The following is an 18317-nucleotide window of genomic DNA, read 5'->3' on the forward strand; positions in this document are numbered from 1 at the left end:
ATTAGAAAAAAATTGAGAGTAGAATAGATTTTATTTGATGCTATATGCTAAAAAGTATCAAGTCTTTTGCACACAGTATGTTGAAAACACCTTTTTTGTTAAAAAATGTTAAATAAAATTTGTGTTACATAGTTAATGTCTCTATATTTAGCGTCTAAATTATTTATTAACTAACCTAAATTTCTAAAAAGTTTATGAAAAAACTTCTACAAAGTTTGTTCATTTTGCTTTTGGTTGCTACTACGGCAATGGCGCAAAATAGAACAATTACTGGTACGGTTATCTCGAAAGAGGATGGACAACCAATACCAGGAGTGAGTGTGAAGGTGAAAGGCACAAACATTGGCGTTTCCACTGGAGCAAATGGAAAGTATTCATTATCTGTTCCTTCTACTGCTACCGCTTTAGAGATCAGTTCAATTGGATTCGTTAAACAAACTATTACAATTGGTTCATCGAATGTTGTTAATGCATCGTTAGAAAATGATGCCCAGTCACTCGGCGAAGTAATGGTAATTGGTTATGGAACAACAAAAAAAGAAAGTTATACGGGTTCTGCAACTGTTTTAGGCTCTAAGACATTTGAAGCTAGACCTAATACTTCTTTCCAAAAGTCTTTACAAGGTGCTGCTGCGGGTGTTCAGGTAACTAGTGTTTCTGGTCAACCTGGTGCTGCAACCCAAGTAAGGATCAGAGGTATTGGTTCTATCAACGCGAGTGCTTCGCCATTGTATGTAATTGATGGAGTTGCTATTTCTTCTTCAGGTACAGATTTAACCAGTGTTGCGCAAACTGCCGACATCTTGTCTTCTTTGAACCCAAATGACATCGAGTCTACTACTATTTTAAAAGACGCATCTGCTTCTTCTATTTATGGTTCAAGAGGTGCTAATGGTGTTATCATCATCACCACTAAACAAGGACGTGCTGGTCAAACAAAATTCACTGCAAGTGTAACAGGCGGCTTGTCTTCTCAAGCAGTTAAAAAGCACGATGTTTTAAGTGCTGAAGAGTATTACAGAGTGTATTTCAATAGCTATTATGCTACAGCAATCGCTGGAGGTGCAACTCCTGCTGCAGCAACTGTTACTGCAAATAACAATGCAATTAACAAATTAACTCAAACCAGTGCTTCTACAGGTACTCAACGTTTGAACAACCCATTCAACACTTTGCAACCATTTGCATCTGACGGTTCTTTGGCAGCAGGTACATCATTAATTTATGATACCGACTGGAGATCTGAAGTATTAAGACAAGGGGTTACTAAAGATGTGAACGTTGCTGCTAGCGGTGGTTCTGAGAAATTGAAATTCTATGTGTCTGGTGGATACTTTGATCAAAAAGGTATTGTAATTGGATCAGACTATAAGAGATTCACTGGTAAATTTAATTTATCAAATAACGTTACTGATTTTTTTAGCTATGGTGTTAACAACATCATGTCTAATTCGACTCAAAACACTCCTGCGGGAGCTGGAGGTGGCGCTAACCCAGTAAGATTTGCTGATTTGGCTTCAAACATCTATAGCTTATACGAGAGAGATGTAAATGGTAACATCAAATATGATGCTACTGGAAAAGCTATCTATAGCTACATCAATCCGGTATCTCCAGATTTTAACCCTGTTGGATTAAATGAACTAAACCAATACATCACTAAAAGTACTAGAATTAACTCTAGCCCTTATGCTCAAGTTAAGTTCTTAAAAGACTTTACTGCTAAGTCGATGGTGAGTTTAGATTATACAGCGATTAGAGAGAACCAATTCTATAATATGTTACATGGTGATGGTGTAAGTGTTAAAGGTAGAGGTTACAGATATGCTAAAGAGGATATCACCGTAACTTATATCAATACTTTAAACTATGACAAAACTTTTGGTCGTCACACAATTAATGTATTATTAGGTCAAGAGGCTTTCAAAAATAAATTTGACAACATTACGGCAATGGCTACTTCGTTTGCCTTCCCTGGTCAAACTGAGTTAGTTTCTGCTTCTACTCCAGGAACAGCTTCTTCTTCTTATACTGAAGAGAGAATGGCTTCTTATTTCTCTAGATTAAACTACGAGTATGATGGTAAGTATTTCTTCTCAGGTAGTTTAAGAAGAGATGGTTCTACTACTTTTGGTGCTGGAAACAAATATGGTACATTCTACTCATTAGGTGCTGCTTGGAGGATTTCTCAAGAGAGTTTCTTAAAAGATGTAAAGTTCATTAACGAATTGAAATTACGTGGTAGTTATGGTATCCAAGGTAACAACTCCATTGGACGTTACGCTTGGCAAGGTCTATACTCTCTAGGTAACTCATACGACGGACAACCGGGTATGGCTTATTCAACATTAGAAAATGCGAACTTGCAATGGGAGAAAAACAAAACCAGTGAAATTGGCTTAGAATTCTCGATTTTGGATAGAAGAATCGGTGGTGAGCTTGCTTTCTATAAGAGAGGAACTGATGGCTTATTGTTTTCAAAACCATTATCTAGATTAACTGGTTTTGGTACATTGAGCTCTAACTTAGCCGCATTAGAAAATAAAGGCGTTGAGCTTACCTTAACAGGTAATCCATACAGAGGAACTGATTTCTCATGGGATATCTCTTTCAACATTACCAGAAACAGAAACAAGATTACCAAGCTAACTCAGCAACAAGTAGCTAATGGAACTCAAATGTTTGAGGTAGGAAAAGATAGATATCAATGGTATTTAAGAGAATATGCAGGCATTGACCCTACAGACGGTAGAGCAATGTGGTATATGGATGATACTAATGGTAATAAAGTTACTACAAAAACCTATGCTTCAGCTAAAGTATACACAGGATTAGGTACTTCATTACCTGATTATACCGGAGGTTTTAATAACCAATTAAGATACAAAGAATTTGATTTTAGCATCTTTACTTATTTCTCTATCGGAGGTAAAGTTTATGATGCTCTTTATCAAGCGCTTACCCATAACGGTATCAACCCAGGACAACAAATGTCTAGAGATGTTTTAAATGCATGGAGTGCAAGCAACACCTCTTCTACAACACCTAGGTTCATGCCTGTTAATACCGATTTGTCAAACAGTACTTCTAGCAGATATTTATTTAGCGGAACTTATATGAGGGTGAAAAATATCACTTTAGGCTATACTTTGAAAAAAGAATATGCAGCTAAAGCGAAACTTTCAAACGTACGTTTATTTGTAATGGCTGAAAATCCATTTACGTTCGCAAGACATAAAGGTATCGATCCTGAGTTTGCCGTTAACGGACAAAGTGATAATGACATCCCTAATATTAAAACCTTTTCAGCTGGACTTTCTGTAGGTTTTTAATTAATGATTATTAAAGAAATGAGAAATATTAATAAATATTTAACACTGGGTCTGACAGTTTCGACCTTGATGTTTGGAGCTTGTAAGAAAGAGTTCTTAGAAGTTTCACCTACAACGGCAATCAACTCTAAGGAGGCATTTTCTTCACCAGCACATATTTCAGCTGCGTTAACTGGTCTTTATGACTTGACCACTAACTCGGCATATACCAATAGCATGTTGTTAACTGCTGATGTGAAAGGTGGAGACGTACTTGTAGTAAGCGGTGCAGGTAACTACAACCGCTTTGTTCAAGGATATCAGTTTTCGGAGTCTTTTACTTCGACAGAACCTGCTAACTATTGGATTCAAGCTTATAGAGTTATCCAAAACGCAAACCAATTTGATGTAAATATTCCTACAGCTCCGCTTACAGATGCACAAAAAACTGCTTATTTAGCAGAAGCTAGAGCCTTGAGAGCTGAGGCTTATTTTTGGTTGGTGAGATGGTATGCAAAACCTTATACGGTAGATCCTAATGCTTTAGGTGTGCCTATTGTTTTGAAACCTTTGGGGCCGGATGATGTACCTCCATTGAGATCTAAAGTAAGTGATGTATATGCACAAATCATCTCTGATTTTCAATATGCTGAAGCTAATTTGCCGGCAACTACTGCTAGTACGAACATCTATAAGTTCCACAAAGCAGCAGTACAAGGTTATTTGGCTAGAGTTTACCTAACTATGGGTAATAATGTTGAAGCTAGCAAATATGCCAAATTGGCTAGAGCTATCAAACCTTTGTCAACAGGAGCAGCGCTGTTAACAGGATTTAACAGTCCAACTTCTGAGTGGATTTATGGAATTAGCGTAAGAACAGATGATAACCAAGGATTCTTGGCTGTAAGTTCATTCTACGATCCTTATGATATTGGTTACTCAAGCTTTAGGGTTACTACAGAGTTTTTAAACTCTTTCTCTAATGCAGATGTTAGAAAGCAACAATTTTTGGTAAAATCATCGCCTACCGCAAACCCTAGTACAGGTCAATACAGACAAAGAGGCGAAGGTTGGTTAATCAATAAATTTGACTTTAACAGTACGCCAGCTAATAACCAAGTTTTAATTAGATCTTCTGAGATGTATTTAATCGAGGCAGAGGCTGAAGCTAGACAAGGTGTTGCCAACGAACCAGCTGCAAAACTTGCTTTACAAGCTGTTCAGGCTAGAGCGGTTCCAGGTACTCCTCTTTCATTAAATACTGGCCAGGCTTTAATTGATGAGATTTTAGCTGAGCGTGGTAAAGAACTATATGGTGAAGGTCATAAATATTTCGATTTGCTTAGAACAAAAACTCCAATCGTGAGAACTTCTAACGACCATTGGTTGAAACTTAACCTTCCTGTAGGCGACAATAGATTAGTTTATCCTATTCCTCAAACGGAATTGAATGCTAACCCGGGATTGAAGCCACAACAAAATCCAGGATATGCTAACTAATAATTAGTATATAATATTAAGAGCCCGATAAATATATCATCGGGCTCTTTTTATGTAGCACCTCTTTTGAAGTGGAAAATAAAACGCATCTATCTTATATATAAATGTTTTTGTCAGGTCTTTTTCTAATATTGATTCCTGCTAATTAGCACTCACTTTCATGAAAAGCAAGCAGCTTATATTCCCGTTTATTTTACAAGCTTTTTTTTTCGCAGGTATATTTTTTTGTGAAAATCTCTTTGCACAGGCCCCTGTTATCTCTTTGGAAGATAGCCTGATCAATACTTTTAATAAACGAATAGATCCTCAAGTTAAGTTATTTAATGGGGTAGCATATTTAGGCTATTTTGGAAAGCAAGAAGGCAATGCCTATTTGGATAATAATCCTGATTTTGTGAAGGGAACGGTAACCTATGATGGATATACCTTCAAAAACGTTCCAATTTTGTTCGACTTGGTCGAAGATAAAGTAGTATCGCTCCTATACAACGGTTATAGTAAATATAGCTTTTTGAGTGAAAGACTATCTAATTTCACCATTAATGGAAGAACATTTGTTTATATCCCGTTGGGTAAACCAGAAGATGGTGGTGCTAAAAAGGCTGGTTTTTTTGAAGTACCATACGAAGGAAAAATTAAAGTGCTTATCAAGCGAACCAAATCAATCAAGGAACTTTTGGAAATACAAGGTATAACCAAACAATTCTCGGAAGGAGTTGAATACTTTATTATGCGTGATCACCAGCTTTACAAAGTAAATGGAGAGTCCGCATTTATACGCTTGTTCGAAAACCATAAAGAGGAATTGAAGAAATATTTAAAATCAAATAAACTAAAGTTTAGACAGGATCCTGTTAAGACACTTGTGTCTCTTGCATCTTATTATGAACAGCTTTCAAATTAGCTATGAAACTAACGCAGTTCATTTTTTTATCATGGTTGTTATTTGCCTTATCAAGCTCGGCTTTCTCCCAAGAAAGCGGCGAGAAGGTGTATGACGTTAATTATAATAACGAGTCTTTTGATAAGATTTTAGCCGATTTGGAACAAAAATCAGGACTCGTATTTTATTATAAACCAGAAGACATTGGGGGTAGTAATTTTACCCTATCATTAAAAAGTGCTTCCATAAGGAGTATTTTAACCGAAATGTTGAAGGGAACCACATTCCATTTCGTCATTAAAGATAACCAGGTATTCCTGACCAAAGATATCAAACTGGAAACGTCTATTGATATCTTAAACAACGACAATGCATCCGTTTCGAAAAACCGTGATGCTACAGAAAATAAATCTACCGATGCGAATGTTTTTAATAAGCTATATGAAGTTGGCCAAAAAACAAACGAGGTAAAAAAAGGTACGGCAACCATAGTGGGATATTTAAGAGACGAGCTTACGAAACTTCCGGTACAAGGCGGGAGAATCTCTTCCTTAGATAGAAAAATATTTTCGATTTCGGGTCCAGATGGGTCTTTTTCCATTACCTTGCCTTTGGGCCTAAACTATTTAACGATTAGCGCGAATGAGATGCGTAGCGCTAAAAGACAGATAATGCTTTATGGAGACGGAAAGCTGAATATTGAAATTAGGGAAGACGTTGAATTGCTCAGGGAGGTTAAAATTTTATCACAAAGAGGGTCTACCTTGAAAAACTTGGAGATGGGCGTAAATAAATTGAGCATTGCCGCCATTAAGCAGGTGCCCACCGTGTTTGGAGAGGCAGATGTTTTAAGAGTTGTGCTCACATTGCCTGGAGTGCAATCTGTAGGCGAGGCCAGTACCGGATTTAACGTAAGGGGAGGCTCTGCAGATCAGAACTTGATCCTTTTGGATAATTCGACCATTTATAATCCTTCGCATTTCTTTGGCTTTTTCTCTGCTTTTAATCCCGACATTGTTAAAGACGTACAACTGTATAAGAGTACTATCCCTGAAAAATTTGGAGGAAGATTGTCTTCTGTTTTGGAAGTTTCCAATAGACAGGGAGACAAAACCAAATTGAAGGGCTCTGCTGGGATAGGTTTAATTACCAGTAGATTTAACATAGAAGCACCAATAGATAGCGGTAAAACGTCTTTTATATTGGGGGGAAGGGCTACCTATTCTAATTGGCTTTTGGATTTATTACCAGATGAGTATAAGAATAGCAAAGCATCTTTTTATGATGGAAATCTAGGCATCAGCCATCAGATCAATAAAAATAACGAAATCAATTTAACGGCATACCACAGTAGGGATAACTTTAAGCTGAATTCTGATACCAGCTATAACTATAGCAATAAAAATGCATCGCTGGAGTGGAGAAAGAAGTTTAGCACAAAATTAAATGGGATTTTCAAAGCGGCGGTTGATAGCTATAACTACGATATCAAGAGCGACCAAAACCCTGTTAATGCCTATCAGTTAAAATTTAATATCAACCAAACAAATTTGAGGGCAGAATTTAAGTATGGGTTTAATAACAAACACTTTTTCAACTTTGGACTATCCTCTACATACTACAATCTTTCGCCCGGAGAGTTTCTGCCTCTTGGTAGCAAGTCTTTAGTCATTAAAGATGTACTGCAACGTGAAAAGGCCTTAGAAACCGCAGTGTTCTTTGGAGATGAGTTTAAAATTAACGATAAGCTTTCTGTAAATATGGGCTTAAGGTATTCGTTGTTTAATACTTTGGGTGCAAGAGATGTGGCATCCTATGCCGAAAACCTGCCGAAATCTAACATCAATATGTTGGGCGTTAAGCACTATGGCAACAACGAAATCATTAATACCTATCATGCGCCAGAAATTAGGTTGTCTGGAACATACATTCTAGCAAACGACCTTTCTGTAAAAGCTTCTTATAACACCTTAAGGCAATATATCCACTTGTTGTCAAATACAACATCCATATCGCCTACAGATGTTTGGAAATTAAGCGACCCTAATATTCGTCCACAAAAGGGCTCTCAAATAGCCTTGGGTCTTTATAAGAACTTTGCCTCACAAACCATTGAAACATCAATTGAGGGATATTATAAGCGCATGGATGACTATTTGGATTACAAGAGCGGCGCTAACTTAATCTTGAACCATAATATAGAGCAAGATGTAGTAAGTACCAAGGGGAAAGCATATGGTGTAGAACTGTTCTTAAAGAAAACGACAGGGAAACTAAATGGCTGGGTAAGTTACGCCTACTCTAGGACTTTATTGAAAATGGACGATGTTAATGCTGGACCCTTAATCAATAACGGTGAGTACTATCCTGCAAACTATGATAAGCCACACTCTTTTAACTTTACAGGAAACTATAAACTTAAGCAGCGGTACCATTTTTCATTAAACTTTACCTACAGTACAGGTAGACCTATCACTTTACCAATTGCTAAGTACAATTATGGCGGTAGCGAAAGGGTTTATTATTCTGATCGTAACTTATACCGTATTCCAGACTATTTGCGTATGGATATTTCTTTCAATGTAGAAGGAAACCATAAGGTTAAACAATTGACACATAACTCATGGACTTTTGGGATATATAACGTAACGGCAAGAAGAAATATCTTCTCTACCTTCTTTGCTCAAGAAGGAGGAATGATAAATGGGTATAGTCTTTCGATTTTTGCCACAGCGATTCCATTTGTTAACTATAATATTAGATTTTAAGATGAAGGTTTTTGTAGGAAAATTTTATTTGTTTTTACTCTTGGTATTTCTGTTAGGGGGATGCAAGGAGAGATTCAATCCAGAACTAAAAGATACAAATGCACGGCTTCTTGTAGTCGAGGGAATGATTAGCGTAGGAGGAGAGCGCACCTCTATCAAATTAAGCAGAACAGTTCCTGTGTCTCAAAAAGGCAATAGAGTGCCAGAAGTAGGAGCAACAGTTAGCTTCGAAAGCAGCGCCAATCAAACTTATACTTTAACAGAAAGCAGTCCTGGTACCTATCAGTCGGCTGTTCTCAACCTAGATCCAAACCTTAAATATCGGTTGAAAATAGTATCCAAAGGGGTAGAATATATTACTGATTTTTTGGAAGCCAAGCTTTCTCCACCAATAGATGATGTGGCTTGGAAAGAAAAGGGGAATGGTTTGGAAATTAATGTAAGCACTCATGACGATACCAAGAAAACCAGGTATTATCGATGGGATTTTGATGAAACGTGGATATTTTATTCACAATACGCATCAACTTTGATTTGGACAGGTAATGGGCTAAGATTAAGAGATCCAGCGACTGAAAACATTTACCAATGCTGGGGCTCGGCAGGCTCTACAAATGTTAACGTTGGATCCACCATGAAATTAAGTGATGATGTCATTTATCAAAAGCCATTGATTTTAATTCCCAAAGGGTCAGAGAGGTTTTCGCTAAAATATAGCATTTTGGTAAGACAATATGCCCTTACCAAAGAAGCATTTGAATTTTGGGAGAATTTGGGGAAGAATACAGAAAATTTAGGCTCTATCTTCGACGCCCAACCATCTGAACTGACAGGTAACATTAGAAATGTGAAAAACCCAAACGAACCGGTGCTAGGCTTTATTAGCGTTGGAAGTATACAAAGTAAACGGATTTTTATCGCACGGGAACAGCTAGATAATTGGCTTGTCGTGAAGCCGTCCCCATGTTTTCAGATGGATACGGTTAGAACAGCTAATATTCGGAATTTCGCAAACCCCGAATATATGGCTATAGAGGAGATATACAACGGAGGAGGGATTTTTATAGGCTATGGAGGTGCTCCTAGGCGATGCGTTGATTGTACCATTAGGGGAACCAATATTAAACCTTCATTTTGGCAATAGGAATACAATTTAAATATGTATAATCTAATTTTTAGAATAACATTTGCTTTGGCAACCATTGTACAACTTTCTGCTTTTGGACAGAAAGCTGTAGAGTTTGAGCATAAATTTAATGAGCAGAAGATGCTTTTCGCAGAAAAAATCTATGTTCATACCGATAAGCCCCTATACTTTGTAAATGACATTTTATGGTTTAAGGCTTATAACCTAAGTAATGTCAAAAATGGCTTTTCAAGCCTAAGTAAGGTGGTCTATGTAGAGATTCTTGATGAAAATAATAAGCCACAGGCACAAACCATGGTTAACGTTAGCGAAGGTTTGGCCAGTGGAAGTTTACAATTGTCAAAACAGCTCGAAACAGGAGCCTACAAACTAAGGGCCTATACCAACTTGATGAAAAATGCAGGTGCCGATTCTTTCTTCGAAAAAGAGCTGTATATTATAAATCCTTCACGCGTATTCAATGCGGTAAGTACGAAAAAACAGGTTTACGATATAGGTTTTTTCCCTGAAGGAGGGGCTATGGTAGAAGGTATAACTGGAAAGGTTGCTTTTAAGGCGTTAGATAATAGCGGACGTGGAGTTGCGGTTAGGGGCGTAGTTATCGATGATAAAAACGACACCGTTGCCACCATTAAAACCTTCAAATTTGGGATTGGGAAATTCACATTTGCCCCTAAACCAGAAAGAAAGTATAAAGCGATCTGTATTATGCCCGATAAGGAAATTTTAATCAAGGAACTACCTGAGATTAAGAAAAAGGGGTATGCGCTTACTTTTGATGATAAAGACCAGCTTAAGGCTTCTATTGTAACAAATATGAACGAAAGCAATCTTTATGTGGTTGTTCATAACGGAAAATCGGTCATGTATGCAAAATCTAGCAGGCTAGTTGATGGACGAACTGAGGTTGTTTTAGATAAGTCTGCACTATCAGGTGGCTTATACCACTTAACTGTATTTGATATGGATGGAAATCCTGTTGCAGAAAGAATGTTCTTTAGAAAAGGAAAAGATAAAATTAGCTTCAACACTGATCTTGCTAAGGCTAACTATACCAAAAGAGAGAAAGTTGATTTAAAAATTACTGCTGTAAACGCACAGACGAAATTGCAGTCGGCTAATGCTTCATTTTCTATTTACAAGATAGATTCCTTACAAACAGGTCAAGACATAGATATTGTTAGTGATCTATACCTTAGATCGGAACTAAAGGGAGCAATAGAAAACCCTGCTTATTATTTTTCTTCGGACAATAATGAGGTGACCGAGGCACTTGACAACTTGCTTTTAACCCAAGGCTGGAGAAAGTTCGACGCCAAAAAACGTGGAAACCAACCCGCATTAAGCTTTATTCCGGAATATAACGGTCATTTGATTTCAGGAAAAGTACTTTCGCCAGATAAAAATCCGGTGAAGGGCCTCTCGCTATACCTAAGCTCTCCGAAAAAGAAAGGAGCCTTTTATGTTACAACTACGGACTCTTTAGGTACCTTTTTGTTTAATACAGATAAACTGTTTGGCAAAAGTGAATTAATTATTCAAGCTGATTACACCAAAGACAGCACTTCCAATATTTCAATTTTTAGCCCTTATTATGAGGAATATAGCCCAATAGCTAAACAAAGCAGTACCTATAGTGACCTGTTTAAAAAGAAGAAGTATTTAGAAGACTATTATTTTTCATCTCAGATACAGGACATCTATGCAAAAAAATATTTGAATAATTTTTACGCACCTGATAGTGCCCAAGTTTTTTACGGACAAGTTCAAAAATCTTATCTACTATCAAACTATACCCGTTTCAACACTTTGGAAGAGGTGTTGAGGGAATATGTTAGGGAGGTACTCGTTTTTAAGAAAAAGAATAGCCTTGTATTTAATGTTGTAGGTGGAAAAGAATCCTTTGAAGAGAATCCGCTTGTACTGTTTGATGGCATCCCTTATTTCGATATAAACAAAATAGCATCTGTTTACCCCGACAATATAGAAAGTATAGACATTTTTAAAGATAGGTTTTTTTATAGCGGAGAAACTTATCCAGGGGTGCTAAGCTTTAATAGCAAAAAGGCAACCTTGTCTGATTACGAGCTAAACCCCAAAGCCATAATCATTGATTATGAAGGAATGCAGCTACAGAGAGAGTTCTATGCGCCTAAATACGATAAAGCAACAAAAAACCATATGCCAGATTATAGAAGTACCTTGCATTGGGAACCTAATCTGTTGTTTAATGGAAAAGATAAAATATCGCTTAGTTTCTATACCTCCGATGTAGAGGGCAGATATATAGGCGTTATTCAAGGGGTTTCAACAGACGGAACACCTGGTTTTAACACATTTGAAATAGAGGTTAAGAAGTAGGTTAAAAATTACTTCTTAACTTACTTGCCTAAATCCAATAAAGCAAGCAAAAACCCTATGATTTAATTCGATTATCGTACGATTAGAGCTCCGAAAAACTAATCAATAAGTTTGAAATGCGGATTGCTTTAAGAATTTTACACAATTTCTAGCGAGTTAACGCCTTAGCGTTGACGGTGTTTCGTTTTTTAGGGGATTTATCCGCTTTCCAACATCTTTTTGGGTGACTGTCTCAGGGATAATATTCTATATTTGGCCCCCTTAAACTATTTTATTAACCAACTTAATTTTTAAAAATTCATGAAGAAACTTCTACAAAGTTTGTTCATTTTGCTTTTTATTGCCTCGTCGGCAATAGCGCAAAATAGAACAATTACTGGTACAGTTACGTCAAGAGCAGACGGTTTACCTTTGCCCGGGGTAAGCGTAAAGGTAAAAGGGAGTAGCACGGGTGTTGCTACAGGAACAAATGGTAAATTCTCCATTACGGTAAACAGCGCAGCTACAGCCTTAGAGTTTAGCTCTATTGGTTTTGCCGCTCAAACCATCAACATTGGAACCACAACCACCATAAATGTAGCATTAGAAGCAGATTCTAAAGCCTTAAACGAAGTGGTGGTAGTAGCCTATGGAACACAAAAAAAGGAATCAATTACAGGTTCGGTAGCTAAAATTGGAGCAGCTGACTTGGAGAGCAGGGTAATTACAAATATTACGCAAGCTTTAGCAGGTGCGGCTCCAGGTATCTCTACCAATTCTGGTAATGGCCAACCTGGAAACAATGCAGACATTAGGATCAGAGGATTCGGATCCATTAATGCTAGCAACTCTCCATTATATGTAGTAGATGGATTCCCATACGAAGGCTACATTGGCGATATCAATTCAAATGACGTGGAAAGTATCTCTATCCTAAAAGATGCGTCATCAACCGCATTGTATGGAGCTAGAGCTGCCAATGGTGTAATCATCATCACTACCAAAAAAGGAATGAGCGCAGACCCTAAATTAAATATAAATTATACTGGTGGATTAAGCAGCAGAGCAATCCCGGAGTATGATAGAGTTGGCATCAACGACTATTATCCATTGTTTTGGCAAGCGCTTAAAAATAATAGAATGTACAGCAATGGTGATAACGAAGCGGCTGCAAAGGCTTATGCTAGCAACACTGTAGGAACACAATTGGTTTACAATCCATTTAATATTCCAGCTAACCAATTGGTAACTGACGATGGTAAGTTAAATCCTAATGCAAAATTACTTTATAACGATTTCGACTGGATCAAAGGGATGCAAAATAATGGCTCTCGTAACGAAGCCTCATTAGATTATTCGGCTAAGCAACAAAAATCTGACTACTATGTTTCATTAGGCTACACCAAAGATAACGGCTTTGTGATTGGTTCAGACTTTGAGCGTATCAATAGCAGAATAGCCATCAACTCTACACCTAAATCATGGTTAAAGTTAGGAATAAACCTAGCTGGCGCTTTGGCTAATAACAACCTAGCAAATGCAACAGTAGATGATTCGGGAGCAATCAACAATCCATTTGTATTTGCCAGAGGCATTGGTCCTATTTACCCTGTTAGAGCATATACTGCAACAGGCGAACCAGTTTTAGACGACAAAGGAGTGCACATGTACGACTACGGGATGCATCCTGGTGCCGTTGGAAGACCGGGTGGTGCTTATCCTGGCAGACACATTATTTATGAAACACTTTTAAATACAGATAGAAGCTCTAGAAGTAGTATTACAGGCAGAACCTTTGCCGAAGTATCTTTTCTAAAGCACTTTAAATTTACAACCAGTTTAGCTTTAGATTTAGCCAACTACCGCTCAATCACTGTTCGCAGTAAAGTAGTAGGTGACGGTGTTACCAACGGTGGTACTTCTAGCCGTTCATCTAACGAATACAGAAATGTTTCGTTTAACCAATTGTTAAGATACGAACGTGATTTTGGATTACACAGCATAAAAGCATTAGTTGGACACGAAGCACAAAAAGTTGACAACACTTACCTGTCTGGTAACAGAAGATTGATGAACTTGGACGGTAACGTTGAGCTTGTGAACTATGTAACCTTAAACGGCCTATCTGGATATGTGACCAACTTGAGAAGAGATGCTTACTTATCAAAAGTAGAATATAGTTTCAACAACAGGTTTTTTGCAGACGCTTCTTACCGTAGAGATGGTTCGGCCAGATTCAGCCGTATCTCTAGATGGGGAGATTTTTATTCGATAGGTGCTGCTTGGAACCTAACCAGCGAAGACTTCCTTAAAAGAACTTCTTGGCTAAGCAATTTAAAACTTCGTACGGCTTACGGGACAGTTGGTAATGATGCTTTAAGTACCTATTATGAATTTCAGGCATTGTACAGCTTATCTTATAACAACGCTACCGAAGCAGGCGCATTGGCAACAAAATTGGCAAATGATGCTTTAACTTGGGAGGTGAATAAAACCTTAACCGTAGGTTTAGATTTTGCTGTATTAAACAACCGTATAGATGCTACGGTAGAATGGTTCAGAAGAGGTTCTTCACAATTGTTGTTTGATGTGCCACAAGGCTTATCTTCAATGGTGACCACCCGTAACGAAAATATTGGTACCATGTACAATACCGGTTTAGAATTTACGATCAATGCCAAGGTAATACGTGGTAAAGATTTCAAATGGGATGTACAGTTCAACAACACTTTCCTAAAAAACAAGATCACAAAATTGCCAGGAGGGAACACCATTCCTTCGGGTACAAAAAGACTTGAAGAAGGCAAAGATATTTATGCTTTCTACTTGAGACAGTGGTATGGTGCTGATCCAGCCAACGGACAAGGTTTATGGTTAAGAGACCCATCTTTTTCAGCTACTGCGGCGGGTTCTCAAACCATAAATGGTGTGGAGGTAACTTCAAATCCAAACAATGCCCTTTGGGATTATTCGGGATCTGCTATTCCTGATTATTTTGGATCTTACAACAATACCTTTACCTACAAGGGAGTTTCATTATCGTTCTTGCTTAACTATCAATTAGGAGGCAAGTTCTACGATTCTGTTTATGCAGGCCTATTTGGTCTTTCTTATGGAACAGCAGTTCACAAAGATGCTTTAAACTCATGGTCAACTCCTGGGCAGGCTTCAAACATTCCTCGTTTAGATGTAGCTAACTACGGTACATACAATACGCAGTCATCTAGATTTTTGATTGATGCGTCTTATTTGACCATTAGAAACATCAGTTTAGGCTATACTATTCCAACAAACCTAGTTAAAAAGGCAGGTTTGCAGCGTATTAAAGTTTTTGCTAGCGGTGAAAATATCTACATGTTCTCTAAAAGAAAAGGTTTAAACCCAATGGAGAGCTTTAACGGTACCAATAGCAATGTTTATGTGCCTAACAGATATGTAAGTGCGGGATTAAATGTGACATTATAATTTTAATGGAAATGAAAAAAATTAGTATAAAATTAATATTGATCATGGTTGCTTTGTCTTTTAGCAACTGTAAAAAAGACTTCTTAGATACTGAACCTACACAAAGCGTTGATGAAAGCAATATTTTCAAAACAACCACAAATGCTAAGAATGCAATCAACGGAATTTATCGCTACATGTATACAAAATATAGCACGCAAAATCAGCCAGGTCATGGAGGAATGATGCTTCAGCTAGATTTCATGGGCGAGGATATCGGTTTAGCGGTACAATCATGGTATACCAATGCCGCTAATGGTGCCGCCAACTATATCGAAATGCGTAACGAGGCAGATATTTGGGTAGAGTTCCCTTTTAGATTGTACTATCGTGTAATCGGAAATGCCAATGCATTAATTGATAATATTGATGCGGCAGAAGGACCTGAGGCTGACAAGCGAATGTTAAAAGCGGAGGCGTTAACCCTTAGAGCTTGGGCTTATCATAATTTAGTAAGGCTATTTGCAAAGAGATACGATAAATCTGCGAAGCCTAACAAACAATTGGGTCTTTCTATGCCATTAAGTGCAAAAGAGGTGAAATTGCCTCGTTCAACCGTAGAAGAGGTTTACACCCAAATTAATGTTGATCTAGATGCAGCCATAGTTTTATTTAATGGCGCTACCGCACCTGCTAACAAATCACACGTGAGTATTGATGCAGCTAGGGCAATAAAAGCTGATGTGGCATTAACTATGCAAGAATATGAAGTAGCGGCAACTTATGCGCAGCAAGTTATTACCAATAATAAGTACTCATTAATGACTCAAGCTCAATACCAATCAGGATTTAATGACATTTCAAATCCGGAGTGGATCTGGGGAGTATACTTGCAAGCCGACCAAGGAGATACTTTTGCCAACTTCCACGCACAGATCTCTATGGATGGAAATACTACTTTTATTCGTGATAGGCCTAAGCGTATTAACTCGGCATTATACAACCTAATTCCTGCTACAGATGTAAGAAAGAAAATGTGGGAACCTACACCTACAGCAGCAAACTTCCCACTTCCTGAAGCTACGTTTAAACGCGAGCCTTATATGAGCAGAAAGTTTAAAATTAAGGCAGAAAAAACAACTTTGGGCGATGTTCCTTACCTACGCTTATCAGAAGTTTATTTAATCTTGGCAGAAGCTTTGGCGAATATTCCGGGACGTGAAGCAGAGGCTAAACAAAAGCTATATGACTATGTGAGCAAAAGAGATAATAGCTATACATTGTCTGCAAACACTGGAGCCGCATTGATCGAAGAAATCTTGATCAACAGAAGAACCGAGTTATGGGGCGAAGGTCGTAGATTTTACGATTTAAAACGCTTGGACAGAGGTTTGGATAGAAGAACCGCTCCTAATTTTGTGGCGGCTTCTGTAGGAGATGTCATGGTAGTTCCTGCCGGAGATCCAAGATGGCAATGGGTAATCCCTCGTGCAGAGTTACAGGCAAACCCTAACTCTAAACAAAACGATTAAACTGATTGATATATCATCAACAAAAAAGGGACTTTTAAGTCCCTTTTTTGTTGTATTAATTAAATGTTTACTTCTTATCTACACTATATTTACCTGGCCCGATAAAAATTAGGCTAAAAAATACAATACCTAATTCAATGGCGTGAGAAGCACCCATAATGCCTTCGCCTTTGTTGAGATGAACAAGTGCTGCAATAAGCATGGTAAAGGTTAATAACATATTTACAGGGCGAAAGAAAAGCCCTAGCAATAAAAGAAAACCGCCCATTCCTTCTGATAGCACTGCCATAAGTCCCCAAAATGCAGGGATGAAATTAATGCCTATTACTTTCATGCTGCCGCCAATACCAGCCCATGTATCCGGCCCGCCCATAATTTTTGGCAAGCCATGGAACATCATCATGACTCCCAGGCCAACCCTTAATATCAATAAACCTGTGTTGCGGTATTTTCCTAAATTGTCGAAGATTGCCATGCTATAGATACTTTAATTCAATGTTGTTGTTTTTTACCGATAAAGATACAGATTTGCCCAGCACCATTGCCCTATTGTCGGCAATGTGGCCCGAAGGGAAATTAAAGCAAACCGGATAATCGTATTCCTTTACCAGCTCCCAAATTACCTGTTCAGGCGTTTGGCCAAAGAAAATGCTCTCCTCCCCAATTTCATTAAAGGCACCCACCACAAGCCCCTTTAACCTGGCCAGTTTGCCTTTCCTTTTCAGCGTTCGCATCATTCTATCTATGGAATATTCATGCTCACCAACATCTTCAATAAACAATATTTGGTCATCGTAGTTCATTTCCGACACTGAACCCTCAACTGCTAGTAGCAAAGTGAGGTTTCCGCCCACCAATTGGCCCTCAATCTGTCCGTCTCTGCCCTTAACATCGCTTTGGTGGGCATAAGTGTCGTTCTCTCCAAACAAAGCCTTTCTTAAGCTTTCTAAGGCCTCTGGTGTGCTTTCTTCAAAAGTATAGGGCATTTGTCCATGTATGCTTTGCGTGTTCAGTTTAGCTAAAGCATGTGAAAGTAAAATGGTGATGTCGCTAAAACCTACTAACCATTTCGGGTTTTCGTTAAAAGCCGTAAAATCCAGCTCGTCAATAATGCGAATGGTACCATAACCCCCGCGACCGGCAATAATGGCCTTAACAGATGGGTCGTCTAAAAACTGCTGGATATCCTGCGCCCTTAGTTCATCGGTTCCCGAAAACTGGTGGTGCGAAGCGGTGACGGTTTTACCGAGCACAACTTCCAGTCCCCAACTTTGCAAAATCTCAATACCCTTATCAATGGGCTTTGGAAGCTTCTTGGCGGGGCAAACAATTGCTATTTTATCTCCTTTTTTTAAATACGGTGGCTGCTTAATCATTTTGAAAACAATATCT

10 protein-coding genes are annotated in these 18317 nt (G+C 38.1%); 8 read left to right on the forward strand and 2 right to left on the reverse strand.

Features of this window, described 5'->3' with window-relative positions; all coding sequences use genetic code 11:
- The first annotated feature begins 194 nt into the window (after positions 1 to 194).
- The 8 genes from ABDV71_RS02810 to ABDV71_RS02845 all read left to right on the forward strand — a co-directional run bounded on the left by ABDV71_RS02810 (position 195) and on the right by ABDV71_RS02845 (position 16925).
- Positions 195 to 3332, forward strand: coding sequence for a TonB-dependent receptor (locus tag ABDV71_RS02810; RefSeq protein ID WP_343530905.1), 3138 nt, complete (start codon positions 195 to 197; stop codon positions 3330 to 3332).
- Positions 3333 to 3335: 3 nt separating this feature from the next.
- Positions 3336 to 4811 (forward strand): RagB/SusD family nutrient uptake outer membrane protein, encoded by a 1476-nt coding sequence (locus tag ABDV71_RS02815; RefSeq protein WP_343530906.1) that lies wholly within the window; start codon positions 3336 to 3338, stop codon positions 4809 to 4811.
- 160 nt (positions 4812 to 4971) lie between these two features.
- Complete coding sequence (locus ABDV71_RS02820) at positions 4972 to 5715, forward strand: hypothetical protein (protein WP_343530907.1); 744 nt, start codon at positions 4972 to 4974, stop codon at positions 5713 to 5715.
- A 2-nt stretch (positions 5716 to 5717) separates the two neighbouring features.
- The gene (locus ABDV71_RS02825; RefSeq protein ID WP_343530908.1) at positions 5718 to 8462 is read left to right on the forward strand and encodes a TonB-dependent receptor plug domain-containing protein; all 2745 of its coding nucleotides are present in this window, start codon (positions 5718 to 5720) and stop codon (positions 8460 to 8462) included.
- A 1-nt stretch (position 8463) separates the two neighbouring features.
- Positions 8464 to 9606, forward strand: coding sequence for a DUF4249 domain-containing protein (locus ABDV71_RS02830; protein WP_343530909.1), 1143 nt, complete (start codon positions 8464 to 8466; stop codon positions 9604 to 9606).
- 15 nt (positions 9607 to 9621) lie between these two features.
- The gene (locus ABDV71_RS02835; RefSeq protein ID WP_343530910.1) at positions 9622 to 11970 is read left to right on the forward strand and encodes a hypothetical protein; all 2349 of its coding nucleotides are present in this window, start codon (positions 9622 to 9624) and stop codon (positions 11968 to 11970) included.
- Positions 11971 to 12270: 300 nt separating this feature from the next.
- The gene (locus ABDV71_RS02840; protein ID WP_343530911.1) at positions 12271 to 15414 is read left to right on the forward strand and encodes a SusC/RagA family TonB-linked outer membrane protein; all 3144 of its coding nucleotides are present in this window, start codon (positions 12271 to 12273) and stop codon (positions 15412 to 15414) included.
- Positions 15415 to 15425: 11 nt separating this feature from the next.
- A complete protein-coding gene (locus tag ABDV71_RS02845) occupies positions 15426 to 16925 on the forward strand; it encodes a RagB/SusD family nutrient uptake outer membrane protein (RefSeq protein WP_343530912.1) in 1500 nt (499 codons plus the stop codon).
- Positions 16926 to 16992: 67 nt separating this feature from the next.
- On the opposite strand, the gene ABDV71_RS02850 is transcribed toward ABDV71_RS02845, so the two are convergent.
- A complete protein-coding gene (locus ABDV71_RS02850) occupies positions 16993 to 17400 on the reverse strand; it encodes a DoxX family protein (protein WP_343530913.1) in 408 nt (135 codons plus the stop codon).
- A gap of 1 nt (position 17401) precedes the next feature.
- Complete coding sequence (locus ABDV71_RS02855; protein WP_343530914.1) at positions 17402 to 18301, reverse strand: LD-carboxypeptidase; 900 nt, start codon at positions 18299 to 18301, stop codon at positions 17402 to 17404.
- Positions 18302 to 18317: the final 16 nt, after the last annotated feature.

The organism is Pedobacter sp. (assembly GCF_039594775.1).
In the GTDB taxonomy this organism is placed as follows: Bacteria; Bacteroidota; Bacteroidia; order Sphingobacteriales; family Sphingobacteriaceae; genus Pedobacter.